At 37.6% G+C, this 15209-nt stretch carries 16 protein-coding genes, 1 tRNA gene and 2 pseudogenes; 7 read left to right on the forward strand and 12 right to left on the reverse strand.

The window, feature by feature from the left end:
- Nucleotides 1-68: 68 nt before the first annotated feature.
- Nucleotides 69-212: a hypothetical protein gene (locus TY21_RS11530; RefSeq protein ID WP_232044356.1), complete on the reverse strand. Its 144-nt coding sequence runs from the start codon at nt 210-212 to the stop codon at nt 69-71.
- Between TY21_RS11530 and TY21_RS09015 the strand changes: the two genes are divergently transcribed.
- Entirely contained in the window at nt 207-1550 is a 1344-nt protein-coding gene (locus tag TY21_RS09015; RefSeq protein ID WP_052354670.1) for a leucine-rich repeat domain-containing protein, read from the forward strand. The two genes, TY21_RS11530 and TY21_RS09015, sit on opposite strands and share 6 nt — an antisense overlap.
- A gap of 313 nt (nt 1551-1863) precedes the next feature.
- Here TY21_RS09015 and TY21_RS11685 read toward each other — a convergent pair whose 3' ends face one another.
- From TY21_RS11685 to TY21_RS11125, 4 genes and pseudogenes are all read right to left on the reverse strand, one after another.
- On the reverse strand, nt 1864-1989 hold the full coding sequence (locus tag TY21_RS11685) for a hypothetical protein (RefSeq protein ID WP_255501495.1): 126 nt from the start codon (nt 1987-1989) through the stop codon (nt 1864-1866).
- Between the two features lie 24 nt (nt 1990-2013).
- A pseudogene (locus TY21_RS11960) lies at nt 2014-2097 on the reverse strand (group II intron maturase-specific domain-containing protein); the annotation flags it as partial.
- 31 nt (nt 2098-2128) lie between these two features.
- Nucleotides 2129-2470, reverse strand: coding sequence for a hypothetical protein (locus tag TY21_RS11375; RefSeq protein WP_197725056.1), 342 nt, complete (start codon nt 2468-2470; stop codon nt 2129-2131).
- Between the two features lie 916 nt (nt 2471-3386).
- Nucleotides 3387-3530 (reverse strand): hypothetical protein, encoded by a 144-nt coding sequence (locus TY21_RS11125; RefSeq protein ID WP_158623063.1) that lies wholly within the window; start codon nt 3528-3530, stop codon nt 3387-3389.
- Here TY21_RS11125 and TY21_RS09025 point away from each other — a divergent pair.
- A complete protein-coding gene (locus TY21_RS09025) occupies nt 3525-4145 on the forward strand; it encodes an F-box protein (RefSeq protein WP_042241166.1) in 621 nt (206 codons plus the stop codon). The genes TY21_RS11125 and TY21_RS09025 overlap by 6 nt on opposite strands.
- Before the next feature lie 141 nt (nt 4146-4286).
- Here TY21_RS09025 and TY21_RS11965 read toward each other — a convergent pair whose 3' ends face one another.
- Complete coding sequence (locus TY21_RS11965) at nt 4287-4448, reverse strand: transposase (protein WP_368668656.1); 162 nt, start codon at nt 4446-4448, stop codon at nt 4287-4289.
- A 396-nt stretch (nt 4449-4844) separates the two neighbouring features.
- Between TY21_RS11965 and TY21_RS11380 the strand changes: the two are divergent.
- Nucleotides 4845-5300: pseudogene (locus TY21_RS11380) on the forward strand (transposase).
- A gap of 44 nt (nt 5301-5344) precedes the next feature.
- Here TY21_RS11380 and TY21_RS11535 read toward each other — a convergent pair.
- From TY21_RS11535 to ung, 4 genes are all read right to left on the reverse strand, one after another.
- Nucleotides 5345-5503 carry a transposase gene (locus tag TY21_RS11535; protein WP_079979916.1) on the reverse strand — a complete coding sequence of 53 codons (159 nt, stop codon included), beginning with the start codon at nt 5501-5503 and terminating at the stop codon, nt 5345-5347.
- 136 nt (nt 5504-5639) lie between these two features.
- The gene (locus TY21_RS09045; RefSeq protein ID WP_042241160.1) at nt 5640-6803 is read right to left on the reverse strand and encodes a hypothetical protein; all 1164 of its coding nucleotides are present in this window, start codon (nt 6801-6803) and stop codon (nt 5640-5642) included.
- 64 nt (nt 6804-6867) lie between these two features.
- The gene (locus tag TY21_RS09050; RefSeq protein ID WP_052354523.1) at nt 6868-7266 is read right to left on the reverse strand and encodes a hypothetical protein; all 399 of its coding nucleotides are present in this window, start codon (nt 7264-7266) and stop codon (nt 6868-6870) included.
- A gap of 341 nt (nt 7267-7607) precedes the next feature.
- Nucleotides 7608-8297, reverse strand: coding sequence for a uracil-DNA glycosylase (gene ung / locus TY21_RS09055; protein ID WP_042241157.1), 690 nt, complete (start codon nt 8295-8297; stop codon nt 7608-7610).
- A 206-nt stretch (nt 8298-8503) separates the two neighbouring features.
- On the opposite strand from ung, the gene TY21_RS09060 reads away from it, so the two are divergent.
- Both TY21_RS09060 and TY21_RS09065 read left to right on the forward strand, forming a co-directional pair.
- Nucleotides 8504-8758 (forward strand): hypothetical protein, encoded by a 255-nt coding sequence (locus TY21_RS09060; protein ID WP_042241155.1) that lies wholly within the window; start codon nt 8504-8506, stop codon nt 8756-8758.
- A gap of 11 nt (nt 8759-8769) precedes the next feature.
- A tRNA-Pro gene (locus tag TY21_RS09065) sits at nt 8770-8844 on the forward strand.
- Between the two features lie 621 nt (nt 8845-9465).
- Here TY21_RS09065 and TY21_RS09070 read toward each other — a convergent pair.
- Entirely contained in the window at nt 9466-10590 is a 1125-nt protein-coding gene (locus TY21_RS09070) for a methyltransferase (protein ID WP_042241153.1), read from the reverse strand.
- Nucleotides 10591-11156: 566 nt separating this feature from the next.
- On the opposite strand from TY21_RS09070, the gene TY21_RS09075 reads away from it, so the two are divergent.
- On the forward strand, nt 11157-11840 hold the full coding sequence (locus TY21_RS09075) for a UDP-N-acetylglucosamine diphosphorylase (RefSeq protein WP_042241151.1): 684 nt from the start codon (nt 11157-11159) through the stop codon (nt 11838-11840).
- A gap of 49 nt (nt 11841-11889) precedes the next feature.
- A complete protein-coding gene (locus TY21_RS09080; RefSeq protein WP_042241148.1) occupies nt 11890-12789 on the forward strand; it encodes a polyprenyl synthetase family protein in 900 nt (299 codons plus the stop codon).
- A 47-nt stretch (nt 12790-12836) separates the two neighbouring features.
- Here TY21_RS09080 and TY21_RS09085 read toward each other — a convergent pair whose 3' ends face one another.
- Nucleotides 12837-13709 carry a hypothetical protein gene (locus TY21_RS09085; RefSeq protein WP_042241144.1) on the reverse strand — a complete coding sequence of 291 codons (873 nt, stop codon included), beginning with the start codon at nt 13707-13709 and terminating at the stop codon, nt 12837-12839.
- Between the last annotated feature and the right edge of the window lie 1500 nt (nt 13710-15209).

A 15209-nucleotide genomic window follows, 5' to 3' on the forward strand; every position in this document is an offset into this window, starting at 1 on the left:
TCGCCAAAACCTGTGGCTGCTCCTAAATGCTTGGAAGGTCTCCACCCTTTCCTTAAATCTATCTTAGATTAAAGCGCCGGTAGATTATCTGTGAGTTGTTTTTCATTGATAAGGATACGAATTCGTTTGACTTGCTTTTTTAATTTTTTTATTTTGCCTTTAAAAAATAATAATGCTGAAAAGTTATCACTCACCAAGGAAATAAAATGCATCCTATCTCATCGGTATCTATTGAAAGCTTGCCCAATGAATTGCTGCTCCCTATCTTAGAGGCTTGCGCAGTTCCCTCCTTATTTAGCGTCTGTAAAAGATGGCATCATCTACTGGCTTCTGAAGCGATGTCTTCTCTTTATAAAAAAATAGCACGGCTTCATTTCCCCAGGAAGAATGCCACTACTCAGCGAACTCTTATGTTAGCTAAAGTTTATCAACTCAATCCTGCACTTACCTCTACTGAAAAAGTTTATGAAGTTTTTAAACAAGTTTTTACCTTAGCTAGATCTATTTCTCCTTTGGAATTTAAAGAGAAAACAGAAGAAAAAAGAGACTTAACTCTGGCTAATTACTCTTCTTATCTCTTAAATATTAATCGGCTTTTACTTTGGAAAAAACTTCCTGGTGGGGAAGAATACTTGAGCCGAGAAGAAATTAAGCTCTTGCCTCTAGAAAAAAAAGGGGAGCTTTTTAGAGATTGGATTGAAGAAAATTGTAAAAACATCACGGCTCTAAATTTATCTAGAGCAGGCTTGACTTATTTACCCTCAGAAATAGGCCAATTGTCTCAGCTGCAAACGCTTGAGTTAAGAGAAAACCAGCTCACCGCTCTGCCTGTAGAAATAGGTCAATTGCCTCAGCTGCAACATCTTTACTTAAATCAAAACCAGTTCACCGCTCTGCCTGCGGAAATCGGGCAGCTGCCTCAGCTGCAATGGCTTGATTTAAGTCAAAACCAGCTCACCAGCCTGCCTGCAGGAATAGGTCAATTGTCTCAGCTGCAAGGGCTTGACTTAATCCAAAATCAGCTCACTAGCCTTCCTGCAGAAATCGGGCAGCTGTCTCAGCTGCAAGTGCTTTACTTAAATCAAAGCCAGCTCACCGCTCTGCCTGCAGGGATAGGCCAATTGTCTCAGCTGCAAGAGCTTGACTTAAGAGAAAACCAGCTCACCGCTCTGCCTGCAGAAATCGGACAGCTGTCTCAGCTGCAAAGGCTTGACTTAATCCAAAACAAGCTCACCGCTCTGCCTGCAGAAATCGGGCAGCTGTCTCAGCTGCAAACGCTTGAATTAAATCAAAACAAGCTCACCGCTCTGCCTGCAGAAATCGGGCAGCTGTCTCAACTACGAGCGCTTTACTTAAATCAAAACCAGCTCACCGCTCTGCCTGCAGAAATTGGGCAGCTGTTTCAGCTGCAATGGCTTTACTTAAATCAAAACCAGCTCACCAGTCTGCCTGCAGAAATCGCGCAGCTATTCCAGTTGCAAACGCTTGAACTAGCGGAAAATCCTTTGAAAGATATCGCCGAAAAAACAAGGCAGTGTTTTCAATTGTAAAATGATCGTAAGTGCTTTTTAAATGGGGGTGTGGACAAAAATGAATAACAAACTTTTAGCCATCTTATCTTTAAACAAGTTTCCTTCCAGCAACTAAGCAAGCTTAAACTAACCTACACATTATACCCTTTAAAAAAAGTCGAGTAGCGCGAGGGAATCACACCCTCACGCTCTCACAGTTCCGTACGTGAGCCTCTCAGCTCATACGGCTCCTATTGTCTAGTCGCAGGTATGAGGTGAGTCGGCCTGTGAAACTTCCCCACAAGCCTCTCTTAGAACGGTACAGGAACCTCTCAATTCATACCGCTCCCAATTAAGCAAACGCTCCTATCATTCCTTTATTCCAGTGTACAAATAACTCTGGGTTTTCCTTTACTATCTTTCCTATAAAGATAGTCGTTCTTGTTTTATGACCTGCAAGTTCCTTGTATTTACGCATTCCCCAAGCCACTAGTGTCTTATTGAAATGTCTGCAGAATTGGTATAGAGCTGATGGAGAATATTTCCCATAGTATGCCAACCATCCTCTGATAACTGGATTATACATTCTGGCTATATCTCCAAGTTCTAAATCTGTTCTATTTCTTATATTCCATAGAGTCAGGATGAAAATGTGGGTCAATCTCTGGCTCTAGATACAGCTTAACGACCATCTGTGCGATTCTGTCTGATACTGTGGGTATTCCCAGCTTTCTCAGCTTTCCATCACTTTTTGGTATGGCAACTATCTTTACGGGGGGCGGAAAATAGCTCCCCGACGATAGGCGATTCCAAAGTTTATACAGATTGTCTTTAAGATTCTTTTCAAATTCTTCTATAGACTCTTCGTCAACACCTGCTGCTCCTTTGTTTGCTTTTACTCTCTTGTAGGCTTCCCATACAATGGATTTAGAAATACAATACGACTTTGCTGTATTCATCGATTCCTCCTGTTTCCAGTTGTTCGATTAATCTTAAGCTAAACAATATAGTCCCCTTCGCTCCACCTCCATTACAGAGGTCTCCTCACTACTACGGGCTATTCCGCCCCTGTTCCTTGCATCGGTACTCTGGTTCTTATGGGGCTTCCATTTGAACTTCTCCCTTTTCATCAAGGCGACAGGTTCCCACGTTCCGTATAAGAGCCTGTAGTTAAGTTCACGTCACCTTTATGCCGGATGCCATCTAAGCAGTTAATATTAGGTTTCCCTTAGATTTGTCCTGGGTTAACGAAGACCCCCCAGTTTTGACATCATTCCTATGCTTTCGACACGTCATCAGTGATTCATTTGCATTCGTCTCCTTAACTCTCACCTGATATAGTCTTGCTATACCTTTTCCTTAACGCTCACCACATGGACTCTTTACCCATGCAGCTTAAGGTGGTTTGTAACCTATGCCTAAGTCATCGGTTACTAGGGGCCTTCCCTAATCTCTTATACAGCATCTTTGACCCGCCGTTGGCTTGTCAAAGTTCGTGGCGCACCTAAGTCTGCATACCTAACCTTATGAAAGTTACCTCTCTACTTAATGAGAGGAATTTTATAAAGTACGGGATTACATAAGAAGTAGCTTGAAAGCGTATTATAACGACAAGAAGTTTCTCTCTTTTTCTGCAGATTGCTATGCTGGGAGAACAACTTTTCTTGACAGTCAAGAAACTGGCGTATTGTATTTCATCATTTGGTAGAAGAATTAAAACAAGGCACCAAAAAGAGCCTTTTTTCTCAAATAAGGCAAAGAATCAATCTCATTCTTTTAGCCAAACCAAAATTGCCGCGTCACTTAGTCGCCAAAACCTGTGGCTGCTCCTAAATGCTTGGAAGGTCTCCACCCTTTCCTTAAATCTATCTTGGATTAAAGCGCCGGTAGATTATCTGTGAGTTGTTTTTCCTTGATAAGGATACGAATTCGTTTGACTTGCTTTTTTAATTTTTTTATATTGCCTTTAAAAAATAAAAATGCTGAAAAGTCATCACTACCCAGGGAAATAAAATGCATCCTATCTCTTCGGCCTCTATTGAAAGCTTGCCCAATGAATTGCTGCTCCCTATCTTAGAGGCTTGCGCAGTTCCTTCCTTATTTAGCGTCTGTAAAAGATGGCATCATCTGCTGGCTTCTGAAGCGATGCCTTCCCTTTATAAGAAAATAGCCCAGCTCCACTTCCCCAGGGAGAATGCCACTACCCAGCGAACTCTTATGTTAGCTAAAGTTTATCAACTCAATCCTGGGCTTACCTCTACCGAGAAAGTTTATCAAGTTTTTAAACAAGTTCTTACCTTAGCTAAATCTATTTCTCCTTTAGAATTTAAAGGGAAAACAGAAGAAAAAAGAGGCTTAACGCTGGCTAATTACTCTTCTTATCTCTTAAATATTAGTCGCCTTTTGCTTTGGAAAAAACTTCCTGGTGGGGAAGAATACCTGAGCCGAGAAGAAATCAAGAACTTGCCTCTAGAAAAAAAAGGAGAGCTATTTAGAGATTGGATTGAAGAAAATTGTAAAAACATCACTGCTTTAGATTTATCTAAAGTAAGCTTGACTTATTTACCCCCAGAAATATGCCAGTACACTTTTAAATTACTCCTTGCGCAATTAGACATACGATACAGTACATAAGCTTTTCATTCTTTTTTCTTCCAGGCATACCTTTCTCCAAGAAGCTATTGCCATCTTTTCTAGTTCTTTATAACCCCGGTAAACACGATTAGACCAAAAATGGCTACACAGGTAATGCATAGGTTTTCAAGGGGATTAAGCTTAAGAACTATAAGGGGGTAGAAAGAGCAGGTGAATATTGGAAGGAACTTTAAGCGTTTTACTAGTATGATAGCTAGCTCGGCCTAGGATTAGCAAAGCATGGGAAGAAGTAGGCAGCGATTGACTAATTTGCTTTAAGAAGAATTTCCACTCCTGGGCTATTTAACGCGAGTTATGGGATAAGGAAATAGTTGAAAAAGACCTTCACACGGTTTAAAAATGTTTTTCACTAAAAAAACTTAAAGCTGGAAGGTCAAAATGATTGAAAAAGATGTCCATTTATTAATCCCCATTTTTTGCGATGTAGATGATTCTTGTAAACAATTTGAGGTTGAATGGCGTAAAATATTGGCTGAAAGCCATCACTAAGCGCTAATTGAAAAGAGCAATAGAAGAAATAGAGGGTCGATATTATCATTAAGTGAAGCGATGACTATTGTCATCATGTTTCATAGAAGTGGCTATAGAACCTTTAAAGATTACTATATTCGGCAAGTTATTCCCTCTCTAAAGAAATACTTTCCTAATGTCCTTTCCTATCATAAATTCATCACTTTAATGAAAACATGCTTGTTTCCTATTTTTGTTTATTCACAGGCTTGCTTAGGAGAATGTACTGGCATTTCGCTTGTCGATTCTACTCTATTGACAGTATGTCATACTCGTCGCATCCACTCCCATAGAGTTTTTAAATAAATAGCAAAAAGAGGAAAAACCTCTACAGGGTACTTTTATGGATTCAAACTCCATCTAGTGATTAATGATAAAGGAGAAATTCTTGCTTATATGTTAACGCCAGGAAATGTGAATGATCGTATTCCTGCTCCTAATCTGTCTAAAAACATTTGTAACCATAGTCTATTAACTCACCGCCTCCCTTTCCCCCTGAAAAAAAAACCATCAATCGCTAGTCTTTCCCAATTAATCATTCCCGCCACATCTGCGCATTCCTTTAATACTGATAGCAAGCTATCTAAAGTTCCATCTTCTTGCCATTTACCTAGCCACCGATGAGTAGCAGATCTTGATCCCCAATTCGGTCCTTTAGGGAGATCACATCAACGCGAGCCGGTAATCAAAATCCAAAATAAGCTATTACAAATCTTTCTCCAGGGAATATGCGGCTTTCCCTTTAAATTTTTTGGAGGATTCTGCGGCAAAAGCGGTTGTAAGATTTTCCCTTGAGTATCTGTAAGTCCTTCAAATCTTCCTGGCATACGTCTTCTCCTTCTTAAAAAAGAAAAGTATACACCACAAATTTAAATTTTTTAATATTATCGGGATAGGTTCTGTAAGGAATTTTTTAGGTTAAAACAGGTGAGCCTAAATATCTGCTACAGCTATAGAAGGCTCTTAAACTGTCAGAGCAAATAGGCTAATATCATCATGATAACGCGGGCTGGCTACGTCAAAAGTATGATATTTAATATATCTAGATTGGTTAGCTGATTGTATGTCCTCTTCACGACGCATACTTGTATCAGATACTCTCTTTGTGAATTCTTTGCCCTTATCAATAATTTTATCTTTAAAATTTTCTAATAGGTTAGATGGCATGCTGCTTGAGATAATTTCCGTGCATTCTTCTAAAGTTAAATATTCACCAATTCCATCGGAAAAGCCAATAATGGTATCCCCCGGACTAATGGGGGTAGTGTGCACATTAATTGTGCCGCTTCCTAAGCCAAAATCAGGCCTAGAGGTAGCTAAAGAGGTATCAAAGGTTCCATTTGCTTTTTTAATGACAATCATCGTGTCTGCTAGCTCTACGCTGAGTAAATAGTAACTGGAGCCAATTTTAATAGTTTGAGCAAAACTAATAGCGGGATGATAAGAGAGGTCTTCAAAAGTACTGGAATTTTTATGGATAGGCCGCGAATCTGAAGTTAAGGTCCGCGCCAATTGTCCAAGTTGATCTGTTAAGAATTGTTGTGCCGATTCAATTGTTTTGAACTTACGCGACTCTAGAGCTTGCTCATAAGACTGGGTAAATTTTCGCAATAACTCTTGTAATACAGGTTGCATATACGGATTATTATGCCCTGCGCCATCTACCACATACCCAAAACCTAGTCTTCTATTCGAGTAGCTGAAATCCACATTTCCATCTAATCCATCCTCCCGTGAATGATAAGTCGTTTCTTTTGAAAAGAAGGAATCGCTACACATAGGCACATGCTTTTCAAAAGCATTTAAAACAGAATTTGGAACATGAGAGAAAGCGTGGATATAGTTACTATTGTAATGTAAGCATTTTCCAATGAGTTTTTGGTAAAAAAGTATCTGATTTGCAGGAGTTAACTTTTGATTGATTTCCTCGTTATGATGGCTGATGAAATTAGCTATATTATTAAGGTTAAGAGGCCCGCATCCAAACCATGCCGCTATTCTGTGGAAAATGGATGTTTGCCTTAAAGGAACAAATCGTAGTGAATTTTCATTCAAAGTCACCACATATTTTTGAGAAGAATCGTTCAAAAAATTTTCAATATGAGTGGTATCAAAGTTTATACGCATAGCTTTGTCCTACAGAGGTAAATATAAATATTTCTTTCTTTATAATTAGGAAGAAAACTTAAAGTTATACACGCACATGTATTAAGTCGTTCTGGTCCTGTTCGTCTAAATAAACTCTCCATCCATAGGCAAGACGTGCAAAGTCTTCCATTAAAAGTGCAAAACTTTGCGCATTCATTTGTTGTAATAAGCCTAAATAATTCAAATCGACATGATATTGGTTTTCATTGACGGAAAGGAAAGTTTTAATAGAGGCACGACTCCAAGGAGCTTTTCTTGCAATCCCATTCCTTACACTTTTTGGAATAAAATTATCTCCATTATAAACCCTAGTAGTTAAAAATATTTTCGAAGCCCCATCAAAAACTTTTATTCCTAGCTCATTTTCATTTAACTGGAGATGTAAGACCTGATCGTGATCTAACTTTTGAAAAATCTTTTTTAGATCCTGCTCAATTATCATAAATTTACCCAAACTTTAAAAGATTAAGAAGCAGAAAAATTTACTACTAAGCGATAGAGCTCTTTAATATATTATAATAAATAATACATCTTTATTTCAATTAAACTATACACAAATTAATTTTTTATTAAAAAAACTTTTCTTCAGCATTTTTGTTAAAACAAAGCATTCTTCTTTTTTTTCAAAACTTATTAAGTTTTCCCGTGAGATAGAGGAATCTTCTTGCCGTTTTTAAAAATAAAGCATTTAGCTACCTTAGGAGTTATCAAAGATTTACTAGATTCTTTTATAAAATTTTTGATTTTATAGAAGAAATAATCAGCAACTTGCATGCCATTATTTTATGGTATAGCCCAATCAATAGGTTCTTGTTTTTTGGTGCGCAATATGTCATTGACTTTAGAAAAATGACGGCATCCAAAGAAACCTTGTTGAGCTGCATAAGGCGAGGGATGGGCTGCCATTAAAATGTGATGCTTTTTTTCCTCATGGCTAGCAATGATATGACGACATTTCTCTTGCGCCGACTTTCCCCATAAGATAAAAATTAAATTTTCCTTGCCATTTACTAAATGTTCAATGACCGCATCGGTAAAACGTTCCCAGCCCTTTCCGTGGTGCGACAGGGGCTCCCCTTGCCGAACAGTGAGAGTAGCATTCAATAATAAAACACCTTGTTCAGCCCAATGGATTAAGCATCCATGCTTAGGTATAGGTATTTGGACATCTGCATTAAGCTCCTTAATGATATTTTGCAAAGAGGGGGGAGGACGGACACCTTCAGGAACGCTAAAAGAAAGTCCATGCGCTTGGCGGGGTCCATGATAGGGATCTTGCCCCATAATAACTACTCTGACAGACTCATACGGCGTCATGCGAAAAGCGTTAAAGACTAATTCACGTGGGGGAAAGACGTTGAAACCTTGAAATCTTTCTCGTTCTACAAATGCTTCTAATTCTTGTAAATAGGGCTTTTGTAATTCGTCTTTTAAAGCTTTTTGCCAAGACAATCCAAGTTCAAATCCTGTCATAATCTTCTCCTAATTTAAAAGAAATTAACAAACCTTTTCAAATGTCCCTAGTAAAACTTATAAAGTTTCTTTCCTCTATGCTTTTGATGCTTATCCTAAGCACTAATCTTTTTGCTAAAAAGTTTTCACGGCCCTCTATCATCTTTTTAAAAACATTGACGATAAAGGAAGAAGATCTTTATCATATGGCCTTTTAAAGGATACATATGATGAATATAGCTGAAAACAATTTAATTCGTTTTATCAATATATCAAAGAAAAAAGATGGAATTTTTGCCAACTTTAAAGTAAAAGGATTGAGAGGGGGTACCTCCTTTAGCGCTTCTATTTCTGTAGATATAAGTGCCGCTGAAGTAGACCCAACTGATCCTTTGGAAAAAATTATCGAACATTGTGCTCGTCTGGCTGTCAGAGATTTCAAAAAAACTGAAATGCAATTTGAAGGCATGACGGCAAATTAATCATTTCTTATCTGAGTGTAGCGCAGCTTGGCTAGCGCACTTGCATGGGGTGCAAGGGGTCGGAGGTTCGAATCCTCTCACTCAGATTTTTATTCCTCTTTACTAAAAATTTTTGTATTTAAAAATAATGCAAGCGCATTAAAGCTTTGTTTTTAAATTATTTCTTCCTTTAGTACGCTGTTTAAGACATTTCATAGATAGACAGCTTCGTTTAAAGATTTCTTCTTTAACTTTTACCGCAATATGCATGAGCCCAAGAGGCTTATCAAGCTATAGAAATGCTATTATCGTTGGAAAGATGAGGCTTTTTGAACCACCCTTCATAGATTTATAAGTTAAAAAAATTACGACCTTGCGTGAAGAGATTCTGCGTATAAAGATTTGATTTTCCCCTTCATGGTAAAGTAGGTAGACTTTTCAAAGCATATAAGAATGCTTATATGGGGAAGATAAAAATTAAAAATTAAGAAGGGAATAAAGAGACATGTGCTACGACTGCAAAGCAGTGTGGATAAGTAAGGGCTCTTCATATAGCCTTGCTTTATAAGCCTTTAAAACTAGCTTATGGCTACTCAAGAAAGAGCTTTGCACGTCAAAGTGATAAAAAGCTTAGTCACCTGCCCGGCCCTGAAAAATGCCTCTCTACTTAATGAAAGCGATTTTATAAAGTACAAGGCTGCATAAGGAGTAGCTGGAAAGTGTATTATTTATTTTTTCTTAAATTTTGCTACGACTTCTAATTGGTTGGTACCAGGAAAAAATAAATAAGCTTGAGCACAGATAAGTTGCCAGCCCTTTGTTAATTCTTTCCAATCGTGTTTAAAAGAGTTCCAACCACAGCTAATATAATGCAGTTCCTGAGGAAATTCATTTTCAAGCAAAGCACTAAGCAAGGAGCGATCTAAGCCCTTACGTGGAGGATCTACAATGACTACATTTGCATGATTTAATAGTTCTGTATGAGAGGAAGAGGAACCTGAAACTAAAGAAATATGAGAAAAACCTTGGTGCTGACGAGCTTTTTCAAAAGAAATTTGGGCCCAAGGGTTAATTTCACAGCATTCAATCTTCTCAGCTTTCTTTGCTAATGAAAAACCTATCACCCCCACGCCAGCGTAGTATTCAACAATTTTTTCCTTAGCTATTAGGCTACTTTTCAAATCATTTAACAACCTTTCAAATACAGCTAAATTGGCTTGGGCGAAGTTGGCTGGGTGAAAGCAAGCCTTAGCGCCCGCAAGCGTTTCCCACAGGTCTTCTTCGCCTTCTACTAACACCCATTCTTTGCCAAATATTACATTTGTTCTCTGCTGATTCCAATTAATCCATATTGAATGCCACCCATCGGGATTTAGCTCCCATAAAAGCTTGGCCGCTAAAAGCTCCTCTCTTCCACCAGAAGCATTTAAAACTAAAGAAAGCTGTACACGTCCGCTTGACCTATTAACAACACACTGGACATAACGCAATAGCCCTTCCTGAGTGATTTCATTATAAGGCTTGATTTTATAAACCTTGATCCATGTTTTTAATTTTTCAACGGCTTGGTTAATTGAAGGATGATGCACTCGGCATAAGGGTATATCTACTACTTGATGGGTTCCATTTTCATAGAGGCCGATAAGAGGGTTTTCAGCAGAGCCTCTCACTGCCAGCTTAGCACGGTAACGCCATTTCACCACTTGCTCAGAATAGTAATTAAAAGGCACGTTTTGTTCAGAAAAAAAGTTCTGAACTTCTTTCAAAAGAGGGGGATTATCGACATCTTTATTGATTGTACAACCTGAACAGATAGCAAAATGAGGACAATGGATATCTTTATAAGTATTCATAAAAAAATTTGTAAAAAGTGTAAACTAGTTGGTCCTTAGAGCTTTTTAATAGCTATTCTCCAAAATTTGATATTCAAATACCTGAAGGGAGAATTAGCTACTTGAGGAAAAAGATTATAAGTCTCTTTAGTAGATTAGAGAAAGAAGATCCATCCATTAGGTCGTTATTTTTTCTCCCCTTATGGATAAGCCACTCTTGAATGTCAAAAAGAATTCTTAGCTTGAAAAGAGCAAAAAAATTTAATTTTTGAGAAATAAAGGAAAAAAATTTTCTGTTCATAAGTAGGGTAATTTAGGTTCATGAATTTGTGTATAGGCCTGTCGATAAGCTTAAATTGTTATTAACTGGCCGCTTTTCAACACTCTATCAACAACTTATCAACAGACTTAGAACAGAAGTAAATAGATAGGGTTATCTACATTTCCACACCTTAAGAGGAAGAAGAATAAATTTATTAAGAACTATATTCTTCTTTAGTTTAACTATGCTTAAAATTATTATTTACTTTTCTTGTCTACAAGAATAATCTTGTATTCTTCGTTTTTTTTTATTATACCTTTAAGCTATGAATAATTTTTCGCCTGACTATTTTTTTGATCTTACTACCTTTGCGCATGCTAGACTTTTTAAGAGTTGTACTTTTGTATGGAATGCTTTGTCTCTTATCCCCTCTTACCTGCAAACTCTTGCGTTAGGAGAAATTGAAGTTCCTGTTCCACAGGGAACTTATTTGGTAAATCCTCATTTAATTTCTATTGGTCAAGGTACTATTATTGAACCTGGTGCTTATATTAAAGGTCCTTGTATCATTGGCCAAAATTGTAGTGTGCGTCATGGTGCCTACATTCGAGGCAACTTTATTGCTGGAAATGAATGTGTAATTGGCCATGCTACCGAGGTGAAAAATGCTATCATGTTTGATAAAGCTCAAGCTGGCCATTTTGCTTACCTTGGTGATACCATTTTGGGCTCGCGTGTAAATTTAGGTGCTGGAACAAAATGTGCTAATCTGAGATTAAATCGTCAAAATGTTTCTATCTATTTAGATGGAGACTTCATTGAAACAGACTTAAAAAAATTTGGTGCTATTATAGGCGATGATTCGCAAGTAGGTTGTAATTCTGTAACCAATCCCGGAACTTTATGGGGCAAACAGGTGATCTGTTATCCATGTGTAAATGCAGGAGGATATATAGCTTCCCATCAACTTATTCGCTCATCTCAAAAAGCGATCATTACTCCTCTTTAAAAGTCTTACTATAAAATTTATTATTAAAATTACTTAAAGCTTACTGTCTATGATTAAAAATGATCCTTTTTCTTACATTTTAGCACCCTACCAGCTCTCTTTCGAATCAAGCTTGCGTCAAGCTATCCCTCTTCTAGGTCCTAAAACAAACTTGCGTGACGTCTGTGAGTATGCCTTAATGAATGGTGGCAAGCGTTTTCGCCCCTTTTTGGTACTAGTAATTGCTAAAGCTTTGAATGCCTCAGTAGATGTATCTTTTGCAGCTCTTGCTGTTGAGTTTTTCCATACCGCTTCTTTATTGGCGGACGATTTGCCCTGTATGGATAACGATGATGTGCGAAGGGATAAGCCCAGTGCTCATAAAGTCTATGGAGAATCTCTAGCATTATTAGCTAGTTATGCTTTAATTGCTTCGGGGTATGAGTTTCTTGCTAAGAATGCAAAAGTACTAAGCTTATCGCGAGTACTTCATTCTGCCCATAGTGATAGAATTTGCCTTCTTGCTCTAGAAAATTGCTCATTTAATACAGGTCTTTTGGGGGCTACAGGAGGGCAATTTTTAGATATCTATCCTCCTGATCTAAATATAAATACCCTAAAAGAAATTATTCGGATGAAAACGGGCACTTTATTTGAGATTTCTTTTGTCTTAGGATGGTTATATGGAGGAGGAGCTTTAGATAAACTTACAGATATAAAAAAAGCTGCTTATCATTTTGGCATGGCTTTTCAAATTGCTGATGATTTTGGAGATGTCGAGCAAGATGCTCATCAAGGGAAGTTAATCAACTTGGTAGCCAAGTGTGGTAGAGAAGATGCTTTTAAAATGTTTTTAGAGGAAATAGAGGCGTTTAAAGTGATAAGCCAGCAGCTTAATCTGGATGTCCCTGAGTTAAGCACTTTATGTGACTTGCTTACTTCACAAATCAATTTGGAAAAAGTTGAATAAAGCGCGGAAAATCCCGCGCTAGTTTGTTTAGGTGAAACGTAGAGCTTTTAATCTTCCTTCAGCAAGTTTGCATAGCGCTCATGAGTCGCTTTTAGCTTAACAAGAATAGTTTTTATTTCCTCTGAAGAGATAGAAGCTTCTTTTAAAAAACCTTCCGTAAGCTTAATCGCTTTTTTGGATTCTTTTTTTAATGCTTCGGGTTCTAGGTCATTAGCGATTGACTCTAATAACAGGTCCAAGTTATTCCTTGCCATGAGCGAACTCCTATTCTCTTCATCGCTACTTAAAGGATTGATGTAGTTGCTTAGAGCTTCTCGTAGAACTGTTAATTCTTCATGCAGCTTACCTGGTAGAATTTTCATCTCTTCTTCTCTATTAAAATCTTTAAGCTTTTTTTCTTGAGCTTGATTGATAAAATCTGTTTCGGCAATTAAAACATCTGCACAAATATTATTTAACTGATCTACATTAGTTCCAATCTCATTTAGATAGTTTGCATTTTCTGAATTAAACTTGGTGGTATCAATTTTTTCCAATATCTCATTTATCTTCATTGCATGGGTTTTAACCGCTAAGGTTAAAAGATAATTTGCCTGATGAAACGAGTAATTATCTATTTCCTGTTCAGAAGAATTTAATTGGATTTCTAAATTAGATTCTTGCATCGCACCTTTAAGTTTTATAACACTAGTGCTAAGCAGTCTTAATGTCTCGGAAAACTTATCATTCCTATATTGCTCGCCAGAAATCCAATGTCCTGTTCTAATGCTCTTTATCAAGCTATTTAAACTATCCTTAATTATGTTCCATGTATGACCTTTCCATGAGGCGCCTTGCTTAGGCATGCTATTTAAGCTCCCTAGGATTTTATTCATTTCAAGGTCTTTTACTTCTTCTACTCTGTGCATAGGACTACTCATCTCTATCTCCTTAAATTAATAGATTACTAATAAAAATATATAATTACATTGTATAATAAACTATCAATTATATGATACATTTATTATTTAATGTTTTATTAAGTTTTGTTTGATATAAGCTAGTTAATTAAATAAGATAGGGATTTTAAAATAATAAAAATTAAAAAGATTTGGCAATTGGGATTAATGGCTGTGCCGCGAAATGATGTAGCCCTCCTTCTGTCTAAAGTGTAGTCTTCTATTATGCTTTGTCATCTAAGTTAGTACCGATTGGCCAGGAGGCATTTTAATTTTTGCCAGCTTATTTATAATCGCTGTTCTAAATATATAATGCTTGTCTCTGACGAGCTAGTTTCCCTGTGCGAGGAGCTTCTGCCGAGAATTTTTTGCCATGTTTTTTAAAGCGAAGACATTCCTGCTCCAGCAAGCAATCTGCTAAGATAGCAGCAGAGCTTTTTCTAAAGCTGCCTAGCTTTATCGCCTACTCCTAAGCCTTCAACAACTTTTAAAGCATCACTTCTCTTGTTTTTGTTGGGCTTGCCCGTCTTCTGGCTTTAACCTTCCTCGTCCTGAAGGCACTAAAGAGTCTATATACCTCGCCTGTAAGATAAATGGAACGAAGCTTGCTTGTAAGCAGCATCTTCATGAACATTCTTTGGTAGCTTAAAGGATCATCTCGTTAGCCACTCAATCATCCGTTTGTTGCTATCTGCTGCTGGTAATTTACTTGATAAATAATTTCATGCAGGTCTAGGTAAATAAGTAGCCCCTCGTCTAAATTCTCCATTTGCCGTTATCAGGCTGATGCATTTTCCACTCTTTCTTCGCTTTACCCTTAGAAGAATCACAGGCTACATCCTGTTGGACGCTTATGACCTAAATTCTTCCAAGCTATTGTCCAAGCTTTTTAGTGCGCCTACAGATGCAAGTATGGGCTCAGCAAGTAACAAATAGCTCAACGTCGGCAAGGCAATCTATTAAGAAGGACGCATGCGCTTGTAGATGCAAGAAAAGAGCTGACAAGCCCTCTAGGCATTTTAGGTAATAGTTAATCCATGCCATCATTTACATTTTAAGGGCAGGCTGTCAATAAACTGATTTGCGATCTTTCCCCTTATAAACCGGTTTATTTTTTAAATAGGGCTGGAAATAGATAATTTACTCGAGCAAATTGTTCGCTTTTAATACTCTTTCAATTACCTCTTTCTGCAATTGAGCATACGATACAACACATCATCCTCTTTTCGTTTAGGCTATCCTTTTCCGCAAAGCTATCGCCATCTTTTATAGCCCTTTGTAATTCTGATAGGCACCATTCAACCATTAACGGCTAAGTAAATTGCGCCACAGTTTTCAATCGGTTTAAGTTTAAGGGCTATAAGGAGACTGGAAGAAAAGGTGATGGGTAAGAGAAAGCTTAATTGCTTTGCTAATAGGATAATTGGCTCGGCCTAAAATTAGTAAGCCATGAAGAGAAGATGGTAGCGATTGACCCCTCTG

The sequence above is a fragment of the Neochlamydia sp. S13 genome, assembly GCF_000648235.2.
Classification (GTDB): Bacteria; Chlamydiota; Chlamydiia; order Chlamydiales; family Parachlamydiaceae; genus Neochlamydia.

Excerpts from the sequence above, each read along its gene's own strand:
- TY21_RS09015 (WP_052354670.1), top strand. The coding sequence starts at position 207 with ATGCATCCTATCTCATCGGTATCTATTGAAAGCTTGCCCAATGAATTG.
- TY21_RS11530 (WP_232044356.1), bottom strand. The coding sequence starts at position 212 with ATGCATTTTATTTCCTTGGTGAGTGATAACTTTTCAGCATTATTATTT.
- TY21_RS11685 (WP_255501495.1), bottom strand. The coding sequence starts at position 1,989 with ATGCGTAAATACAAGGAACTTGCAGGTCATAAAACAAGAACGACTATC.
- TY21_RS11375 (WP_197725056.1), bottom strand. The coding sequence starts at position 2,470 with ATGAATACAGCAAAGTCGTATTGTATTTCTAAATCCATTGTATGGGAA.
- TY21_RS09025 (WP_042241166.1), top strand. The coding sequence starts at position 3,525 with ATGCATCCTATCTCTTCGGCCTCTATTGAAAGCTTGCCCAATGAATTG.
- TY21_RS11125 (WP_158623063.1), bottom strand. The coding sequence starts at position 3,530 with ATGCATTTTATTTCCCTGGGTAGTGATGACTTTTCAGCATTTTTATTT.
- TY21_RS11535 (WP_079979916.1), bottom strand. The coding sequence starts at position 5,503 with ATGCCAGGAAGATTTGAAGGACTTACAGATACTCAAGGGAAAATCTTA.
- TY21_RS09045 (WP_042241160.1), bottom strand. The coding sequence starts at position 6,803 with ATGCGTATAAACTTTGATACCACTCATATTGAAAATTTTTTGAACGAT.
- TY21_RS09050 (WP_052354523.1), bottom strand. The coding sequence starts at position 7,266 with ATGATAATTGAGCAGGATCTAAAAAAGATTTTTCAAAAGTTAGATCAC.
- ung (WP_042241157.1), bottom strand. The coding sequence starts at position 8,297 with ATGACAGGATTTGAACTTGGATTGTCTTGGCAAAAAGCTTTAAAAGAC.
- TY21_RS09060 (WP_042241155.1), top strand. The coding sequence starts at position 8,504 with ATGATGAATATAGCTGAAAACAATTTAATTCGTTTTATCAATATATCA.
- TY21_RS09070 (WP_042241153.1), bottom strand. The coding sequence starts at position 10,590 with ATGAATACTTATAAAGATATCCATTGTCCTCATTTTGCTATCTGTTCA.
- TY21_RS09075 (WP_042241151.1), top strand. The coding sequence starts at position 11,157 with ATGAATAATTTTTCGCCTGACTATTTTTTTGATCTTACTACCTTTGCG.
- TY21_RS09080 (WP_042241148.1), top strand. The coding sequence starts at position 11,890 with ATGATTAAAAATGATCCTTTTTCTTACATTTTAGCACCCTACCAGCTC.
- TY21_RS09085 (WP_042241144.1), bottom strand. The coding sequence starts at position 13,709 with ATGAGTAGTCCTATGCACAGAGTAGAAGAAGTAAAAGACCTTGAAATG.